The organism is Cytobacillus sp. Hz8 (genome assembly GCF_042263505.1).
In the GTDB taxonomy this organism is placed as follows: Bacteria; Bacillota; Bacilli; order Bacillales; family Cytobacillaceae; genus Bacillus_BE.
The window spans coordinates 32,079-50,800 of record NZ_JBHKFI010000018.1; the positions used below are offsets into that span (position 1 = coordinate 32,079).

The 18,722-nt window shown below is 40.9% G+C and carries 17 protein-coding genes; 1 reads left to right on the plus strand and 16 read right to left on the minus strand.

All coding sequences use genetic code 11. From position 1 onward, the window contains the following. Positions 1-738: 738 nt before the first annotated feature. From cydS to ACE38V_RS18210, 5 genes are all read right to left on the minus strand, one after another. The gene (gene cydS, locus ACE38V_RS18190; protein WP_483863918.1) at positions 739-840 is read right to left on the minus strand and encodes a cytochrome bd oxidase small subunit CydS family protein; all 102 of its coding nucleotides are present in this window, start codon (positions 838-840) and stop codon (positions 739-741) included. Positions 841-856: 16 nt separating this feature from the next. Further along, positions 857-1,882, minus strand: coding sequence for a cytochrome d ubiquinol oxidase subunit II (locus tag ACE38V_RS18195; protein ID WP_375843470.1), 1,026 nt, complete (start codon positions 1,880-1,882; stop codon positions 857-859). Then, complete coding sequence (locus tag ACE38V_RS18200) at positions 1,879-3,225, minus strand: cytochrome ubiquinol oxidase subunit I (RefSeq protein WP_375843471.1); 1,347 nt, start codon at positions 3,223-3,225, stop codon at positions 1,879-1,881. The genes ACE38V_RS18195 and ACE38V_RS18200 overlap by 4 nt, the downstream gene beginning before the upstream one ends. A 126-nt stretch (positions 3,226-3,351) precedes the next feature. Then, positions 3,352-3,936 carry a putative ABC transporter permease gene (locus ACE38V_RS18205; RefSeq protein WP_375843473.1) on the minus strand — a complete coding sequence of 195 codons (585 nt, stop codon included), beginning with the start codon at positions 3,934-3,936 and terminating at the stop codon, positions 3,352-3,354. A 131-nt stretch (positions 3,937-4,067) separates the two neighbouring features. After that, entirely contained in the window at positions 4,068-4,289 is a 222-nt protein-coding gene (locus tag ACE38V_RS18210; protein WP_375843570.1) for a DEAD/DEAH box helicase family protein, read from the minus strand. Positions 4,290-4,850: 561 nt separating this feature from the next. Here ACE38V_RS18210 and ACE38V_RS18215 point away from each other — a divergent pair. Then, positions 4,851-6,323, plus strand: coding sequence for a sigma-54 interaction domain-containing protein (locus ACE38V_RS18215; protein ID WP_375843474.1), 1,473 nt, complete (start codon positions 4,851-4,853; stop codon positions 6,321-6,323). Between the two features lie 101 nt (positions 6,324-6,424). Here ACE38V_RS18215 and ACE38V_RS18220 read toward each other — a convergent pair whose 3' ends face one another. The 11 genes from ACE38V_RS18220 to caiA all read right to left on the minus strand — a co-directional run bounded on the left by ACE38V_RS18220 (position 6,425) and on the right by caiA (position 18,514). Further along, the gene (locus ACE38V_RS18220; RefSeq protein ID WP_375843475.1) at positions 6,425-6,934 is read right to left on the minus strand and encodes a DUF5698 domain-containing protein; all 510 of its coding nucleotides are present in this window, start codon (positions 6,932-6,934) and stop codon (positions 6,425-6,427) included. A gap of 128 nt (positions 6,935-7,062) precedes the next feature. Then, complete coding sequence (locus tag ACE38V_RS18225; protein WP_375843477.1) at positions 7,063-7,980, minus strand: DMT family transporter; 918 nt, start codon at positions 7,978-7,980, stop codon at positions 7,063-7,065. Positions 7,981-8,158: 178 nt separating this feature from the next. Next, positions 8,159-9,496 carry an MFS transporter gene (locus ACE38V_RS18230; protein ID WP_375843478.1) on the minus strand — a complete coding sequence of 446 codons (1,338 nt, stop codon included), beginning with the start codon at positions 9,494-9,496 and terminating at the stop codon, positions 8,159-8,161. Between the two features lie 484 nt (positions 9,497-9,980). Beyond that, entirely contained in the window at positions 9,981-10,832 is an 852-nt protein-coding gene (locus ACE38V_RS18235) for a MaoC/PaaZ C-terminal domain-containing protein (RefSeq protein ID WP_375843480.1), read from the minus strand. A gap of 62 nt (positions 10,833-10,894) precedes the next feature. Beyond that, on the minus strand, positions 10,895-12,448 hold the full coding sequence (gene caiC / locus ACE38V_RS18240; protein WP_375843482.1) for a crotonobetaine/carnitine-CoA ligase: 1,554 nt from the start codon (positions 12,446-12,448) through the stop codon (positions 10,895-10,897). 104 nt (positions 12,449-12,552) lie between these two features. Next, entirely contained in the window at positions 12,553-12,837 is a 285-nt protein-coding gene (locus ACE38V_RS18245; protein ID WP_375843484.1) for a ferredoxin family protein, read from the minus strand. Then, complete coding sequence (locus ACE38V_RS18250) at positions 12,834-14,123, minus strand: FAD-dependent oxidoreductase (RefSeq protein WP_375843485.1); 1,290 nt, start codon at positions 14,121-14,123, stop codon at positions 12,834-12,836. The genes ACE38V_RS18245 and ACE38V_RS18250 overlap by 4 nt, the downstream gene beginning before the upstream one ends. Before the next feature lie 124 nt (positions 14,124-14,247). Then, on the minus strand, positions 14,248-15,132 hold the full coding sequence (locus ACE38V_RS18255) for an electron transfer flavoprotein subunit alpha/FixB family protein (protein ID WP_375843486.1): 885 nt from the start codon (positions 15,130-15,132) through the stop codon (positions 14,248-14,250). A 76-nt stretch (positions 15,133-15,208) separates the two neighbouring features. Then, positions 15,209-15,979 (minus strand): electron transfer flavoprotein, encoded by a 771-nt coding sequence (locus ACE38V_RS18260; protein ID WP_375843489.1) that lies wholly within the window; start codon positions 15,977-15,979, stop codon positions 15,209-15,211. Positions 15,980-16,084: 105 nt separating this feature from the next. Further along, positions 16,085-17,305 carry an L-carnitine CoA-transferase gene (gene caiB / locus ACE38V_RS18265; protein WP_375843491.1) on the minus strand — a complete coding sequence of 407 codons (1,221 nt, stop codon included), beginning with the start codon at positions 17,303-17,305 and terminating at the stop codon, positions 16,085-16,087. Between the two features lie 75 nt (positions 17,306-17,380). Beyond that, entirely contained in the window at positions 17,381-18,514 is a 1,134-nt protein-coding gene (caiA, locus tag ACE38V_RS18270) for a crotonobetainyl-CoA dehydrogenase (protein ID WP_375843492.1), read from the minus strand. Positions 18,515-18,722 lie beyond the last annotated feature (208 nt).

Below are 18,722 nucleotides of genomic sequence, written 5' to 3' on the forward strand. Positions count from 1 at the left end.
ATTTAATGTCAATAACGTAGTTCCAATCGAGTAGGAGGAGGTGATTAGCCTCCGACCTCTCACACCACCTTACATACGGTTCCGTATACGGCGGTTCAATTAAGATAAATGACGTAAGAATTCATAACGTTCTTGTAGACTTTTAAGCCCTTGGTCACTCCAGTAGGAGTTATCGAGGGTTTTGTTCAATATTGGACTTTTTGAAATACGCCAACCCTCCAAGAGGTCCCCTACGGGATTCACCGTTTCATTCCTCAAATGAGGTACTACGTTTTCTGTGTTCACCATGACTCACTGAATGCCAAGGGCTATTCTCTCTTAATTGTTCAGTCCTTCCGAATCGTTCTAGACCAATTCGTACTATGACCTCGGCTTACTTCTGATGGTTCAGCTACTTATCACTAAGTAGATTATGAAGGGTACTTCACGTATCCATCAGACCTCCCCGGGTAAGAATATAATCTTTTCTTCCACCTATCTGTTTCATTTACTCCGTATCACCTTCGGCAGAATGGATTTTGTTTTGTTTCGCGAACTCATCCATGATACCAAGCCTTATATGAAGTTCGTGTTCCTCAGACCGGAAGTTTGCCGTCCGCTTCCTTCAGATTCCGCGTCACCATGGACACCCTTGCGTTAAACTAACCACTACTTCTGCCTTCTGGGTTCGGGACTTTTACCCTAAAGATTACACCATGCCGGGCACACTAAAAAAGAAAGAACCAGCTCGGTTCTTCCTTACCGCTTTACATGCCTATCCTTTGGTGCGACCCAGAATGCAACGGTAATCGAGACGATGACGAGCAAAAACGGGGCATAAAAGATGAGGAATTCTGTCAACATGGAACTTCCCTCCTTACGCATGATCATTTTGCCCTCCTTGCACATATTCCTTATTAAACAAAAACAATCTTAATAATAGATACAGGGACGGAAGGAGAAGAACCAGTCCGGCAATAAACGCAACCACTAGGGCGATGGCCATGGCCTGGTTTGTAAAGCTATCGTACAGAGTAAGATACGGATACAATAAATAAGGATAGTGTGCTGTGCCATAGGCAAAAAAGGCGAGAGCAAATTGCCCGATTAAAAGACTAAAGGCGAGACCATAGCTCTGCTTTTTCCAAATAAGATAGACGCTGCCCACAAACAAAACAACCGATAGGGCAAACATCCACCATAGATCGACTAAACGTTCATAATGCTCGGGATTGTGCGCCTTCATTTCTACAATAATCCCGGCTGCTGTAATGATGGCTGGTCCCGCCCATGCCAATGCATATTTACGGAGCAGCGCCGTTGCTGACGCATCATTTGCGTGAGAGGCATACCATGTCAAAAATACAGCAGATATATATAATACTGTGGTCAGGCTTAATACCACGATGCTCCAGGATAACGGGCTCGTAAATAGCCGCCAATAATCGAGGACAGGGCCGCCTGGTTTCATTTTGACAAATCCACCTTCTGAAATCGTCAGTACCGTAGATAAAGAGGCTGGGATTAATAGGCCTGTCAGCCCATACAAAATCGTATAGCGTTTATGCTTCAGTCCCCCATAGGTTGTAAAGACATAATAGGCACCCCTGATTGCTAAAAGAATAATCGCAATACTGACAGGGACAAGCAAGGTAGTGCCAAAGTAAAAGGCGGTTTTTGGGAAAAAACCCACCATCCCGACAAAGAAAAAGACAAGAAAGACATTGGTCACTTCCCAGACCGGCGATAAGTACCGTTGAATCACCTTCGTTAAGACATGTTCGTTGCCTGTTACGGTACTGAAGGCATTAAAAAAACCGGCCCCAAAATCAATCGATGCCACGATGATATAGCCGAACAAAAAAATCCCCAGCACGGTAATTCCGACAATTTCAAGCGTCATGTTAACTCACCTGCCTTCTCAGCCTGCCGATCAGCCAGCTCCTGCTCCACCGGATTTTTGCGAAACATACGTATCAATACAACAACACTTCCTATCCCAAGCACTAAATACAGTCCAACAAATAACAGCAGCATAGTATCCACCTGCTGGCTGATCGTCGCGGCGTGCTTCGTCTGCATGATGCCGCGTAAAATCCAGGGCTGACGCCCCACTTCATCCAGCCACCAGCCTGTTTCAATTGCCAGGACAGCTAATGGGCCGCCGAGCACAATCAGCCAGTGAAACCACCTAGTTTGGATGAACGGCCAGCTTTTCCAGATGCCCGCTACATAGACGAGCGCCACTAGAATCAGCCACATGCCAATCGTGACCATCGTATCGAACAAGTAGTGGATGTAGAGGGGGGGCACTTCGTCTTTCGGAAAATTAGCTAAGCCAATCACCTCCGCATTCGGCAACCCGTGAGCGAGAATACTGAGTGCTGCGGGAATTTTTAGCGCATATTTTACTTCACCATTGTCAAGTATGCCGTACAAAATCAGGGGAGCCCCTTTTTCCGACTCAAAATGCCATTCCGCCGCTGCCAGCTTTTCCGGCTGATATTCGGCTAAATACTTTCCGGAAAAATCGCCCATGACCGCTGTAGCGATGGAAAAAATCAAGCCAAGCTTCATCATTAAAAATACAGCTTTTTTGTGATACAAATGGTTCGATCCCTTCAGAAGCCGATAGGCGCCAATCGCCGCGAGGACAAATGCCGAAGTCATATAGGCGGTAACGACAACATGGGCAACCTTTGTCGGCATTGCCGGGTTAAACATCGCCAGGACGGGACTGACATTTATCAGCTGCCCGTTAACAAGATCAAAGCCTCGAGGCGCATTCATAAACGCATTGACGATCGTAATAAATACAGCAGACATAGAGGCTCCGATCGCAACGGGGATCAGAAGGAGCAGATGTTTTTTCTGATTCTCAAATCGATCCCAAGTATAGAGGTAGATCCCAAGAAAAATCGCCTCAAAGAAGAAGGCAAATATCTCCATAAACAAGGGGAGAGCAATCACATTCCCAGCCAGCTGCATAAAGTTCGGCCACAAGAGGGAGAGTTGAAGGCCAATCGCGGTACCAGTGACAACTCCGACTGCAACGGAAATGACAAACCCTCGCGTGCACCGCCTCGCTAATAATATGTAATGTTCATCCTGCTTCTTAATTCCAACCCATTGCGCAATCATAATCATTAACGGTATACCGACTCCCACGGTTGCATAGATAATGTGAAAGCTTAACGTTAATTCTGTTAGAACCCGACTATAAAATACTGCATCTTCATTTCCCACTTTACGCCATCCTTTCCTATCCTGTGAACAAACGACCAATCAGCGATAGTCCAATAATAGTGGCGGCAATAAACGACAACCACATCAGGACCCTTTCCTGTTGCTTGTAAATAAGAACTCCTCCTCTTAATCATTTCCTACCAATTGAATGCGATCCTGCATTAAGTGTTTGCGGATGGCGAGGATCAGTTCAGTGAGGAAGTACACTCCTACTGCCGGCCAGGTCCAGGCCCAAATGAGTTCAATCGGTTGATACAGTTCCATTAATATTGGCTGGAGCCATTTTAAGCAGAATAGCGATAAGAATACCCAACAGATCGAATAGGGCAAACAGATATGTCCATGCAACTGAAAGGGAGTATTGGAATAATCCCACCATTGCCGATGAAATAGTTTCAGCAGCAGTGCGCCGCTGATATATTCCACAATGCTCGGTACAAACAGACATAATAGGAGGATTGTACCGCTACTAGTCTCTGGCGAAATCAAACAAACCAAAATAACCGGTGCAAAGCCGTACATCGGTTTAAAGGGGCCAACTAAAAAATTTTCTTTAAAAAATTTTCGATTGGTAAAATAGTGATAGCTGTTTTCCAATAACCAGCCAAGAAAGGAATATACCGTGAAACAAAAAACGATGGCCGCCACCCCTTCCATTGTTAGTACATCAAGAGGCTGAGACGCCGCATCCTCCACCCAGCTCAACTTCATAGAACCACCCCATTATGAATGAACAATTTCCACAATAGGTTTTGCTGTCAGACTGGAAAATATACCAAAACATTCCTATTTCCTTAAGAACAAAATCGCTAACGCGACTTTAATCACGTCCCAAGTGAAGATTATTCACTTGGGATATCTTTCATTGTGCCATTACAAAAAGGACAGACTACTTCTACTTTCTCATCTTCTTCCAAATCAAAATGAAACTCTTCCACTACAAATTCAGGAACTTCATCTTCTTTACCACAATCCATACATTTGAAAAGCAAGATTTTTATCTCTTTGATCTTTTCTACACTCTTCTTTCTTCGCTTAAAATTGGCACTAGAAAGAATTTTCATCACTGCTTCCAATTTCCTAAAGTAAAAAGCCAACAATGTTGGCTTTTTTTAAGCTAATATCTTATTCTCTTCCTTCTTAAAGAAGCTTTTCATCGCATGGAATACATCTGCTTTTTGTTTGAGGATATATAGTTTTACAGTAACATCTAATTCAATGCTTAACTTCCTTGTTGCGAACAGGCAGCTCGAAAATTCCGGCAATCCTGACTAATTTATTTAGGTTTATTTCCCAGCAAAAATCAGCTATTGAGTTTGTTAAATTATAATGTTACAATTGTTAAATTTGACTTTTGGACTATTTGTGAACATTCATAATTTTGTATAGACATTCATTCATTAAATCCATAAAATTTTGAATAAAGAACGAGAAATAAATCAAGTTAAAAGTATTAATTTTACAACTTATTACAATTTATTTCAATAGTTTTTTATGATCAAAATTTTACAGGGAAGAAAAGCACTAAAATAATGCATAATAGAAACAAAATTTGCCAACAAAAATTTGCAGATGAGTTTCAGCATTTTAGAACAGACAAAAATGGGATTAAGGAGATGCTTTAAATGACAAGAACTACTCTGTCAAGGTCTCTAAACGAACCTGAAACAAGTTCTAAAAATATCAGAGCCGAATTCAAATTAATTATTAATTCTTTAGATTGTTTGGAAGACTGTTATTTTTCAATAGTGGACGCAACAGGCAAAATTATTTTCATCTCAAAAGGCTTTGAAGACATAGATGGCTACATAATTAGCGAGATCTTAGGAAAAAATGTATTGGATGTCTACAAACTGGGGAAAGAAAATAGCGTACATATGAAAGCAATAGATGAAAAGCGGGTATTGAGGGATACACTATTAAGATATCCTTCAGCCAATTGTCAGCCTATTGAGTTCCTAATGGATATATATCCGGTTTTTTCGGGAGAAGACGTAATCGGTTCATTTGCCATAAGCCGCGACACAAGCAAAATACAAACACTTACCAACAAAGTCGTTCAACTTCAAAAAGCACTTTATCATCATCAAAAAACGAACAATAACGGAACCCAGTTTTGTTTTGACGACATCATTGGTTCGGGAGAATGTATGCAAAGCGTCATAAATACAGCGAAAAAAATGGCTCGTTCCGAATCAAGGATCATGATTCTTGGAGAAACAGGAACAGGCAAAGAGCTCTTTGCCCAGAGCATTCATAATGACAGTTCAAGGGCCAAAGAACCTTTTATCGCCGTTAACTGTTCAGCCATTCCGGATACTTTGCTTGAAAGCATCCTGTTTGGAACAAATAAAGGTGCTTTTACCGGTGCCGAAAATAAAGCCGGATTGTTCGAGGAAGCAAAAAACGGCACACTTTTTTTGGATGAACTCAACTCTATGAGCGTCGTTCTCCAATCCAAGCTCTTGAGAGCATTGGAAACCAATCGTATCCGCAGAGTGGGCGGCAACAAAGAAATTACTGTTAACCCGCGTATTATTAGTGCGATGAATATCGATCCCAAAGAAGCAATAGAAACAGAAAAGCTTAGAAGCGATTTTTATTACAGACTCGCTGTGGTCACCTTAGAATGTCCGCCTTTACGAAACAGAAAAGAAGATATTATTACTCTGTCTTGGAGTTACATTAAGAAATATAATAAAATTCTCGGTAGAAAAATTGACGAGATATCCAATGAAGTTATCCAAGTCATGCAAAACTATGACTGGCCGGGAAATGTTCGCGAATTAAGTCATAGTATCGAACATGCAATGAACATGGTCGATCCTGCTGATACTTCACTGTTGGTTCAGCATTTACCCGCGTTCCTTCAAGACAAAACCCTTGAGAAAAATATTTTGCCAATTACTGTTTCAAAAATTAATAATTATAAACAATTAATGGTGCAAGTTGAAACAGATATTTTGACTCAAGCATTAAAAAGAAATAATGGTAACATTAACAAAACAGCCAAGGAATTAGATCTGTCCAGACAATGTTTATTTTATAAGCTGAAACGATTGGATATCGATATTCAACATGAGATTCATATCGATTAATTTTTTGATTTTATGTTCATTAGTGAACAATAACGAATAACCTGAAACTTCTTTTGGTTATCAAAGCAGAAAAGCAAAATCACATCTGTGACTTTGCTTTTTTATTTAAGCTTATTTAAAAAATAGCCGCCTTGAAATCTTTTTGGTTCATATGAAACAATAAAAGCTTTCGGCTCAAATCTTTCCACAGTTGCTATTAATTCTCTTTCTCTATTTCTTTTTGTTAGTATCTCCATTCTATATCGATCACTATTCATTCCTTCACCCGTATATAATGTTACGCCAAACCCATTTTCTCTTAAGGTGCGAACCAACTCACTATTTTTCATTTGTGTATTCACGTTAACAATTATATAACCAATGGCTAGCTTCTGTTCCAATTTCGTTCCCAAGATAATCCCGATCCCGAATCCAATTGAATAAACAATCATAGAAATAATGCTTTTATCCCCATTGAAAACCAACGAAAGGCCAAATACGTAAATTAATGTTTCGATAATCCCCATTATCGCAGCAAGAACCGTAATATTCTTTACAAGAAACAATGTTCTTAGTGTATAGATAGGTACATATATGAGCTGTAAAACGATAATCAATAAGATATTTAGCATAAATGAACACCTTGAACCTTTCACTTTATGAGGACTGATTTCGAACAGCATGTCCTAAATCTGCTATTTGGTATTTAAAATCAATAGGTGAAAAGAAGTAGCAATGATCAAACAGACCCCTTTAAATATCAATTGTTTTTGCAATAGCGTTTCGTTCTGTCTCTCGCGGAGGAATCCTCTCTCAGGTCTGAATAACCGATCATAATGACGGCACCTATTATCAATGTACATCCAAGTAATGAAGACCAGGTCAGCGGTTCATATAAAACAATGATACCTGCTGCCATGCTGATCACCGGTTCCAAGGTACTGAGAATGGATGCATTTGCCGAACCGATCCTTTGCACACCTTTTATAAATAAAATCAGCGCCAAGGCGGTACAGAAAAAGCTGACCAATCCGGTATAATATAAACCCTTTAGTGTCAAAGCAAGCAGCCAATTTCCCCGAGTTGCAAGCAGCACCAGGGAAGTGATGGAAGCAATCAAGCAAGCATAAAAAGCCAATACAAAGCTGTCCATCTTTTTTAGCTGAGGATGATTAATTGACAACACATATACGGCAAAAAATACAGCTGAACTTATCGCCAGTCCAACACCTCGAAGAGAAAAATTGTTCCCGTCAGGATCAGCTATCAGGTAAATCCCTCCCAGAGATGTCAAAAGTGCCAACCATTTATAAAAGTGCAATTTCTCATGATAGATAAAATAGGCAAGCAGCATTACAAGTACGGGAAACAAGTAATGAAGCGCAGTAGCCACTCCGGCACTAACATAATTATAAGATAAATATAATGTTAAAATAGTAGCCGTATAGCCCAGTGTACTCGATAATAATAATGGAACTATTTGCTGTCTTTTAACATGAAAATTAATCTTCCTGCAACGTATGAAAATTCCCAGCATAGCAGCAGCCATTCCAGAACGCAAGAAAGTAACATCATATGCTGTAAGTCCTGTTGAATAGGCCAGTTTGACCCAAATTGGCATAAAGCCAAAAAAAATGGCGGAAATAATAATATAAATAATTCCAGGAAACTTGTGCATCTGTTGTACCCTCCATTTGTGGGATAAAGGGCATGCACTGGAATTTAAACACAGTCAGGGTGTATAAATCACTCTTTATCTCTTATTTATCGTATATCTTTCCTTATCTTTCCTTACTTCCAATGCAAACAGCAACATACTTTTTACGGCATGCTGCTGTTTAATATGGGATGTAATCTTAATCAACCGAACTTGATTCAGCTAACGTTAATCCTTTTGTCTCAGGAGCCATGGCGATTGAGACAATCAGTCCAAGAACCGAGATTCCTGTGCCGATCATCATGGTTGGCCCAATTCCATGATGATCCATGAAAATGGGTAATGCATAAGTAGATAAAACGGTTCCAATTCGGCTAAAAGCCATTGCTGCACCAACAGCAGAAGCACGAATTTCAGTGGGAAATAGTTCATTCGGATACAGCCATTGCAAAATACCGGGTCCGCCGGAAAAGAATGCATAAATTCCAAAAGCCGCAACAACAATCCATATATTTGCATTAGGAAAAAATCCTAAAATGGCCAATGAAATGCTCATGATGGTAAAACTCCAGATCAGTAAGGGACGACGGCCTATCGAATTCAGCCAAAACATGGCAGGAACACAGCCGATTAAAAAAAACATACTGATAATAATGTCACCTAAAATAGCTTGCTTTCCCACCCCGAAGCCGAATGCCTTCATGATCTGCGGACCAAATGTATACAAACCGAACATAGGTACAACCTGACACGCCCATATGGTACCGACAAACACCATTCTTCTAAAATATCCTTTTTCAAATAGCTTGCTATATCGTGTCTTCTTAACTTCTTCGGGCTCTAGTTCCACATCAGCACCAAATAATTTCTTCACAATTGCCCGTGCCTCATCAACTCGCCCTTTATGTGCCAGCCAGCGGGGCGATTCCGGAGTGCCCCATCGTCCGATCAGGAGGATCACACATGGAATAAAGGCACTGCCAAGCATCCATCGCCAGCCGCCATTAACATCAGACAAATAATATCCAACAATATCTGCGGCGGTTGCCCCTACATACCAAACTGCTGCTATAAATCCAATAGAAAGAGCTCTGTACTTTCGTGGTGTAAATTCCGCTACCAGAGAAGTTGCAATCGGATAATCTGCCCCAATCACAATTCCTATTAAAAATCTCATGACAACAAGCTGTATTGAAGAAGATATGAACATAGTCCCAATAGAGATGATTGCAATTGCAATAACATCGATGGTAAACATCAATTGACGCCCCACAAGATCAGTTATATATCCAAATAGGGCAGTACCGATAAAAATCCCTGCCAAAGCAGCCGCTCCAACTACTGCACTCCAGTGTGCATCTAAATTCAGCTGAGGTCCCAATTGAGCAAGGGCGACACCGATAATAACTAAGACATAGCCATCCAAGAAAGGACCGCCGCTGGCAAAAAGAGTCATTTTCTTCAGATATGGCGTAAATTCAAAATCATCAAGCGTTTTTTTTGATTGCATACTCTTTACTCCCTTTTTGGTAAACAATCGTAAATATCTATTGCGTGCTTTTTGATACTATTGCCAAAGCTGTATTCTATTAACAGCCTAACCCAGGGAAGCTGCAATTCCGCCGATTATTCCAATCATCACAAAACCTCGATTATTTTTTCCAGAAGGCCATCAATCTAATTGCTTCCTATATAATCTTTACAACCTGCATTTATTCTTCATTAGCATTAGCGGAATTGTTATGATCAAGGCAACAATTAATGCCAGTGAAAAAGTATTACAATCAATATTGAAGCAATTATATTTTGTTTTCATCCCTGAGTTTTCACATTATTTTCTCCTGTATGCCGATATAAAGATAGGAGTAAAGCGAAGTACTTTTTGAAATATTTCTGAACATCTCCTGAATTTCCACTATGGTATCAGTGCTTCACTTCTGCTCCTTTATAATATTGTATCGTTTACCAACCAGTTTTTTTGTACTTGTATATCTGCTTTTTTAGTTTCTTCGAATCCGCTGTTATTTCCATTCAATAATGCCAAAGTTTAGATACGGCTTTGCTTGTGTATACGCATCTATGACTCTGAAGTGAACCTTATTTTCGCCCATTATCCACATTTGTGTCTTAATGGTTGCCCCCGGAAGAAGTGATGCTGTAATGCGAGTTTTGAAACGTGTTAATCTCTCAGGTTCTCCGGGAATAAATGTTTTAACGAAATGGCGGCAGGCAACTCCTGCGAAACTCACAGCATGAAGAATTGGTTTCATTTGACCATTTGCTTTGGCATATTCCCAATCAACGTGCTGTGGGTGATAATCCCCGGACAATCTGTAAATGAGTGCTTGATTTTCAGGAATCCGCTCTTCAATCTCATAATCCGGTTCTCTATCCGGAATTTCCACGAAATCTTTTGGCGGTTTTGGCCCTCCAAAACCTCCGTCATAAATCAAACAATCCCAGCTTTCATTGGTAAATATTTTCGCACCGGTTTCATCGAAGGTCTCGCCGACATGCTGAGCTAACAAACCTTTATCAGAGCCGCGATCATACAACCCCTTGAGCAGTACATATGTGCTTAATTTACCGGACAATTTCGTCAGTGGCTGGTGAAATTGTAAATCAAATCCCCAATGGAGAGATCCGGCATAGTTATAACCATAATCAATTGTTTTCGTGACTTCACTGTCGACGATTGGCATCGCTGCAAACATGGGAAGAATTTTTAAATTCTTTTCATACACATATTCCAAGTCCGTTTTTCCATCGACACCGGCACCACAGCCAAGCGCAAACAGAATTAAATCCTTGAAATTGTAGTCACGTTCAAAAGGTCCGAATGTTTGCCCAACCATTTCCGTTTTTATTGCCATGTTTAATCATCCTCTCTTCTTAATAAATGATATCTGCAAAATTCATAGGCAAAGCCTGTGATTTATTCCAGCAATTTTTTTTGTACTTTATAGGTACAGGTCCTTGGAAAACATTTCCTCACCTCTATAAAGGACGGCACCTTGAATTCAGCCATATGCGCCCGGCAATATTCCAAAATCTCCTCAGTGTTAAATTCTTCACCCTCTTTAAAAATAATAAAGGCTTTGACTGCCTGATCACGAATAGGATCAGGCACACCAATCACTGCTGCTTCAGCAATTTTCGGATGACACATGAGGATATTTTCAATTTCAGTAGTGGAAATATTTTCACCGGATCTTTTGATCATATTTACTTTGCGGTCAACAAAATAAAACCAGCCTGACTCATCCACATAGCCCTTATCCCCCGTGTGTAACCATCCTCCGGGCCTCAATGCCTTTGCTGTTGCTTCCGGATCTTGATAATATTCCTTCATCAGAGTTCTGCCGGGTACACCCTTAATGTAAAGTTCACCAATTGTGTTAGGAGGAAGTTCATTCCCTTCCTCATCAATAATCTTTGCTTCATAAGACAAACCCGGTTTTCCGATCGAAGGCCAATTTCTCTCTCCGCTCGGAGGGGCGCCGATTACACCGACAAGAGACTCGGTTAAGCCATAGGAAACGAGCAATTGTACATTAAAGCGTTCTTCAAAGCTACTCTTTTCCTTTTCTGTAAGAGCAAGATAAAAGTACACTTCACGAACACAATGATTTTTTTCCCATTCTTGTTGAGGCTGCATCATCATTGTTCGAGCCATCATTGGGATACACTCTGTGATCGTAGCCTTATAGTCGCAAACCTGCTGCCAAAAACGTCTGGCACTGTATTTTTCCACTACAATCATCGTTCCGCCAACCGTAAGGATCGGCATGAGGGCATCAAGCTGAAAATCAACATGAAAAGCAGGCATAATCGTTAAAAACCGATCATCATGTCTCATCGACAGCTGCCAAGCGGTAAAAATACCTGCATATAACATATTGCAATGGGTAATGACAACGCCCTTTGGTTTGGATGTAGTACCCGATGTAAACAAAATTTCGGCCGCATCGTCACTGCTTAAAGGTCTGAGCTCCTTTAATTCCTTAGGTTGCTTTTCCTTACTGATCCCAAAGTTTATCGTCCCGGGAATTTGCTTTTCACTTCTTGCCAACAATATATTTTTTATACTGTTATCAGCATCCGGCCGGTCTCGATCATAAAAAGGTAAAAACTTTTCTTCTGTCACTGCGGTAGCAACACCGCATTTTATTATTATCTCTTTACATTCTTCTTGTGTGTATTTCGTATTTATGGGAACCATAACTGCTCCGATTTTGGCTAGACCAAACCAGCACATCAAGATCTCGGGGCTGTTATAGAGTTGAATGGCAACCTTATCTCCCTTTTTTATCCCTATCTGAATAAAAAGATTTGCCGTTTTATTAATTTCTTCATTAAATTGTGAGTAGGTAAACTCACAATTCTTGCCGTTGCAGTCATGAAAAATCAAGACTTTTTTTTCACCGTTTATCCGGGCCAGCTCATCCCACATATCTCGCAAAGTCTTGTTCCCCACTATATCTGCCATTCTTCACACCTCTTAACTCTCCCATCGCTCAAGTTTTGTACTTTAATCATTGCAGCCAAGCCTCATACATATGGGACTTTCCAGTTTAATTATTTTTCTGTTCATTATCCTTTACGGAATTCTACTCCCATTGTGCCCTCAGGGAACTCCCATTTCTTTACGATTGTGCCTAAGCATAAGATTCTGCAAGTACCGCATTCCAGACATCCGGCATAATCAAAGGTTAAGTCTTTATCTTCGTTAAGCTTGTACAGGCCAGCAGGACAGGCATTGACAAGCTTCATTTTCTCCTTCATATCGGGATAATAAGGATCTATTTCTATATGAGCATTCTCTTCATCAACAAAATATTTATTTACGCCCAATTTTTCCTCAATGGTTATACTCATACAGACTTCACTCCCTTCAGTCCGTCTTTTACCAAATTCATAAGACCAATCGTTTTTAAATGCTTCATCGCTTTCTTCCGTAATGGAACGGCTGGTTTTCCGTCAACCACAAACATTTCTTTCATTATATTGGATACCATTTCCGGGTATTGGTTAAAAATGCGATCATTATCCATAAATGCAGGGAAGTTTTGATAAACAGAAAGATCATGCATGATGAAACTTTTATCCAGTAATTCCTTGTAGCTTTTGAGAGAGGCCGAACTAAAATCGCCCTTTTCTCTTGCAGCAAGAACAGCCTTTGCGGCCAGCTCTCCTGAAGTAATAGCCAAATCCATCCCTCTTACCATATAACCGATGTTTAAGCAAAAGCCGGCTGCATCGCCGCAAATCAGGAAGCCGTCACCATACAAGGTTGAGACCATGGATAAGCCAGCTTCAGGCACAACGTGACCGCTTCTTTCAATAAGCTTTCCATCTTTAATTAAAGGCGCAATTTCAGGATGATTGGTAAATGATATAAGCATTTCCTCGATTGTTTTATCGCTCTCTCCGATATTCTCCAGGCCAAGAACCAAGCCAATCGAAATGCTTTCCTTATTGGTATACAGGAAACCCCCGCCGACGAGCCCATTGCTGGGAGACCCGGCAAATAACCATGCGGCGCCTTCATTACCTGTTAAGCCAAAACGATCCTCAATCACTTTTGCCGGCAGCTCATAGATTTCCTTGACACCCACAGCAACCTGAGAAGGCTGTACCCTTTTTCTAAGGCCTGCCTTTTCAGCTAATAGTGAATTGACGCCATCCGCCAAAATCACGACATCTGCTTTCATTTCCTCATCGCCGCAGATAACACCTGTGACCCGATTATTTTCCATTATTAATTTGTCGACCTTAATACCCGCTGCAGCGATCGCTCCCGCCTCTTCTGCCTTGTTAAAGAGCCATCGGTCAAACTCACCGCGCAAAACCACATAAGAATCACTGCCCGTTTCAGCTAAGTAGGGAGAATGATAATCCATTGTTACCGCATCTTGTTCAGTCATCATACTGATACGTTCTTTAACTACTCTTCTCTCTACTGGTGCTTCCTCTGCAAAATTTGGTATTATTTCTTCTAAACTGTGAGCGTAGAGGCGGCCTCCAGTCATATTTTTAGAACCACCGTAATTACCTCTTTCAATGAGCAGAACCTCCAAACCCTCCTGTGCCAAAACATAAGCTGCAGTAGAGCCGGCAAGGCCTCCTCCTACGATAATTGCGTCAAATTTTTCCTCGCCCATTGCTTATCACCCCTACAAATAGTTGTTCTTGATTATGATAGATACTCTGATGACGGGATATTTTTAAAATGCTGCTGAAAAGCTGGTATTAGTCTCTTTAGTAACGAGAATCATGTCTCTCATTCTATGCTTTCAATTTTTCAACGATTTGCGGCAGAACTTTATACAGATCTCCGACCAAACCAATATCAGCATGTTTAAAAATCGGTGCATTTTTATCCTTGTTAATCGCCACTAGTGTTTTAGCTTGGTTTACACCTACCAGATGCTGAATTTGGCCTGATATACCCATGGCAATATAAATATCTGGCTTCAGAACAACGCCGGATACACCAATATAGCGTTCTTTGCTCATCCACTTCTCGCCTTCGGCAATCGGCCGGCTGCAGGCCATCTCGGCTCCAACCTGAGCAGCAAGTGCTTCAGCCATTTTCAGATCCTCTTTGTTTGCAAAACCTCTGCCAACGCCAATAACCCGTTTCGCAGCACTTAGATTTACTAATTCGCCCTGTTTTGGACGACTTTCCAGAATCCGAATTCCAGCATCGTCGACATTCGAATCGACTTCGATGATCTTTCCCTGTCTTGCCGCTTCCTTAGGCATTGAAGCAAATACTCCTGTACCGATTGTTACAACAGCTGTTTCTGATAAAGCTTTTTCCGTTCTTATTGCAGCACCGCCATAAACCATGTGTTTCGCAATAATGCTTCCATCTTCTACTCTAATCCCTGTAACATTTGAAATTGCACTGGTACCTAATTGAGAGGCAATTCGTCCAGCGATTAACTTACCGCGAATGGAAGAATGGACCATTACTAAGTCTGCTTTTTCTGCACGGAGCAATTCGGTAATTGATGTAGAATAGGCTTCTACCATTACTGATTCCCCGGGATGTTCAAACAAATAGACAATGTCGGCTCCTGACGCAATAGCTTCTTCGTCTTGATTTTTATCACCAAATAACACGGCAGATACTTGCGCACCGAGTTGGTGTCCTCCGGTGCACAATTCTCCGATAGAGTTTTGATCATCGGTTATAATCCAAACATTATTGATTGTCATAAAATCTTCACCTCTTTTTTGATTACTTCAATTCAGCACTTAATAGTTTCACAAAAGCATCCACAACATCTTCAGATTCGCCTTCAAGAATATTTAGGCGGCGATCCACCTGTTCAGGTGCCAGTGTGCTCACGATCATACTGGATGGCTGATAATCTGCAGCTTCGATCTCAGTTAATGTCAATTTGTTCACCGGCTTTTTATTGGCCGCAATAATATCTTTCATCCCTGCTATCCTTGGGACATTAATTTCCGATGAAACGGACAGGACTGCAGGTAATGTGATTTCAAGTACTTGAATCGCATCTTCAAGAGCACGTTCAACGATGACTTTGTCTCCCTGAGGCGTAATTTTATTTACCGCATTAACGACCGGAATCCCCAACAATTCACCTAATTGATTGCCTACCTGCTGGGCATATAAATCCGATGAACCGGCACCGCACAAGATCAAATCAAAGTTACCCATTTTTTTTATGGACGCTTCCAAAATCCTGGCCGATTGATATGTGTCCGCTTGTTCCAAGGTTTCATCTATCACAACATAAAGATCATTCAGACCTCTGGAAAGAATATCTTTTTTCAATTTTGGATTATCGAGAATTTTGCCTCCAACACATAAACCAGACAATTGGCCTTCTGTGGCATCTACGATTTGTTTGCCTGCTTCAACAGCATTGAGATCATATTGACCAAATTTCCATTCCGCCTTTTCAAAAGAAATCTGTCTATCTTTTGCAACGACGATATCCTGTTCTTCAGGTACAGCCTTACAGCATGAAATAACTCTCATATTTCCACCTTCTTAATCTATTTTTCATTTACAGCCCAAGATGTGTGGGACGAGGTGCACTTATCCACTGGCCATGCACCTCATCCCTCTCACATGATCGAAGCCTTATCTGCTTTCGCTTTTTTTGATTATGCGTTTTTCACATAGTTCCTGAATGCGCTCGTTTGAATACCCGAGATTGAGCAGAATATCCTCCGTATCCATTCCCAGCGTTGGCATTGGCCGCCAAACTTGTCCCGGATTGTTTTTAAATTTAGGAAAAATATTTGGACCTTTGCATTTTTTCCCCTCAATCGTTTCCCATTCTATGAAAGCTTCGCGCTCAATAAAATGAGGATGGTCCGGCAATTCTTCAAACGTCAGCATTTTATTAGCCGCAATTTTGCAATCTGAAAAGTCTTTTTCTACTTCATCCACCGGCTGCGTCAAAAGGTATTCTTCTATTTTTTGTTGGATTAAGTCTGCTTTAGGGCTATCAAGCCAAAGTGCCGTTGTGCCTTCCGGATATTCATCCGTTCCCCAAAGATAACCCAGTCCGATTCTTTCAAGAATCGCCTTGTTCTGTGGAGCCCCATAAAGACATAAACTAAGGAAGCCATCCTTACACTTATACACCCCAATTCCACATAAGTTCTGATGTCTGGCCCCTGCACGCGGATAGAGTATTCCTCCATTAAGGTAATCCATCATATAATAGGCGCCCATGCGAAGCATCACTTCATACATGGCAACATCAATACTCTCTCCTTCTCCTGTTTTCTGAGCCTTATGAAGGGCAGCCAGAGATGAGCCTACTACCATAAGTGCAGTCATATAATCACCGGTATAAGGAGCAGCAATCATAGGTTGATCTTCAGCCCCATTTTGAGCTAAGTAACCGCTAAACGCCTGGGCTGTTTGGTCGTACGCTGCCCTGTTTACTCTATCAGGCACCCCATATTGGCCATACCCAGAAACATGAACGATGACCAGGGATTTATTGTGTTCCCACAGCAATTCATCCGTAATGCCACGTTTTTCATAGACTGGCCCTTTGCTCGATTCAATAAAGATATCTGCTGTTTCGATCAGTTTTAAAAATACTTCTCTTCCTTCTTCCGAGAAGAGATTTAAGGATAAACTGTGCTGATTCCGCCGTTCTAATTCTTTAACATATGTCGTGTCTCTCATTGAGTCACCGTTAAATGTATTTTCAATCCACGTTACATCTGCTCCCCATTCCGCCATCATTTGTGCTGCTTCCGGAGCAGCAATTTCAACTGCAGAATAAACAACTTTTAATCCTTGCAGATTTCCGAATACCGGCATATTTGAATTTTTCGTCATCGTTTCAATATCTCACCTTTCGTTTAAGGTAGTAGAATCTTAATTTTGATATACGACTGTTCCCATTCTTAATCCTTAGCGATATTGTTTGAGCACCGCTCTGCCTGCTGTGAGGATTTGCATTTCATCGGTTCCGCCGGAAACCCTGTCGACACGAAGATCCCGCCAGAATCTGCTGATGCGATGATCACCCGCGATCGCAACGCCACCTAATATTTGCATTGCATCATCAACAACTTCAAAGGCTGCATGTGCACAATAATATTTACACATTGCCGCATCACCTTTTCCCATTGTGCCATTGTCAAATTTCCATGCAGTTTCATATAACATGTTTCGCATATTTGTGATCTTGATTGCCATATTAGCAAATTTCTCTTGGATTAATTGGAATCTTCCAATCTTCTCTCCAAATTGCTCTCTTTGATTGGCATATTTGGCTGCATCCTCAAAAGCACAAAAAGCTGTGCCATAGTTCGTGCATCCAACTAAGAACCTCTCAAAGTCGAATTCCTCTTTTACTCGATTAAAACCATTTCCCTCAGTTCCAAACATATCTTTTTCTTCTAATTCAACATTATCGAAGTAGATTTCACAGCAGCTATCCATTCTCAAACCAAGCTTAGAGAGCTTCTCAAGTTTAATGCCTTGTTTCTTCATATCAACAAACCACTCTGTAAACGTATTGTAGTTTTCAGAATCTCTTGCCATTACCACTAAATACGGAACTCCCGCACTGCTTGTAATAAAGGTTTTATGTCCGTTTAGATATACTTTTCCATTCTTACGGGTGTAAGTAGTCTGAAGGCCTCCAACATCTGATCCGGCTCCTGGCTCAGTAATGGCAGAATTCCACATTTGTTTGCCTGTACCACGCAAAGCCATGATTTTCTCAATTTGTTCTTCAGTTCCTTCTCGTAAAATTGTGTTAAATCCTGGTAACTGATAGAGTACGTAGGTCGGTGCTCCCAATCTTCCAAGTTCTTCCCAAACAGCTGTTAAAGTAACCAGCCCTGCATTAAAACCGTCATGTTCTTCCGGCAATAAAAGACTGTCAATACCTAAATCAGCCAATTCCTTTACAAATTTTTCCGGATATTTGCTGCTGGCATCACATTCTGCAAAATAGCTGTCCCAGTTTTCTCTAGCCATCAGCTCTCGAATACCTTTAACTAATAATTCTTGCTCGTCCGTAAGTCTAAAATCCATTATTAGCCCTCCTATTTTTTCTAAATTCTTCGTCATTGCTCCCTAAAGAGGGACACCGCAAATCTACTTAAAAAATTTAGCAGCACCTTTTTTGACAAGAGAAACCATGTTTTTTCTTTGTCGACTATATATAATGCAAGAACTGTGCCAGATCCCCGATACTTTTCGTGTAAAAGAAAATGATTTTTACGCGAATTTATGCCTTAAA

What these genes read in the sequence shown, in the direction of transcription:
- ACE38V_RS18245 (WP_375843484.1), bottom strand. Translation starts at nt 12,837, where the DNA reads ATGAGTATAACCATTGAGGAAAAATTGGGCGTAAATAAATATTTTGTT.
- caiB (WP_375843491.1), bottom strand. Translation starts at nt 17,305, where the DNA reads ATGACGAAAAATTCAAATATGCCGGTATTCGGAAATCTGCAAGGATTA.
- ACE38V_RS18225 (WP_375843477.1), bottom strand. Translation starts at nt 7,980, where the DNA reads ATGCACAAGTTTCCTGGAATTATTTATATTATTATTTCCGCCATTTTT.
- ACE38V_RS18210 (WP_375843570.1), bottom strand. Translation starts at nt 4,289, where the DNA reads ATGAAAATTCTTTCTAGTGCCAATTTTAAGCGAAGAAAGAAGAGTGTA.
- ACE38V_RS18205 (WP_375843473.1), bottom strand. Translation starts at nt 3,936, where the DNA reads ATGAAGTTGAGCTGGGTGGAGGATGCGGCGTCTCAGCCTCTTGATGTA.
- caiC (WP_375843482.1), bottom strand. Translation starts at nt 12,448, where the DNA reads ATGGCAGATATAGTGGGGAACAAGACTTTGCGAGATATGTGGGATGAG.
- ACE38V_RS18215 (WP_375843474.1), top strand. Translation starts at nt 4,851, where the DNA reads ATGACAAGAACTACTCTGTCAAGGTCTCTAAACGAACCTGAAACAAGT.
- ACE38V_RS18250 (WP_375843485.1), bottom strand. Translation starts at nt 14,123, where the DNA reads ATGGGCGAGGAAAAATTTGACGCAATTATCGTAGGAGGAGGCCTTGCC.
- ACE38V_RS18235 (WP_375843480.1), bottom strand. Translation starts at nt 10,832, where the DNA reads ATGGCAATAAAAACGGAAATGGTTGGGCAAACATTCGGACCTTTTGAA.
- caiA (WP_375843492.1), bottom strand. Translation starts at nt 18,514, where the DNA reads ATGGATTTTAGACTTACGGACGAGCAAGAATTATTAGTTAAAGGTATT.
- ACE38V_RS18220 (WP_375843475.1), bottom strand. Translation starts at nt 6,934, where the DNA reads ATGCTAAATATCTTATTGATTATCGTTTTACAGCTCATATATGTACCT.
- ACE38V_RS18195 (WP_375843470.1), bottom strand. Translation starts at nt 1,882, where the DNA reads ATGACGCTTGAAATTGTCGGAATTACCGTGCTGGGGATTTTTTTGTTC.
- ACE38V_RS18260 (WP_375843489.1), bottom strand. Translation starts at nt 15,979, where the DNA reads ATGAGAGTTATTTCATGCTGTAAGGCTGTACCTGAAGAACAGGATATC.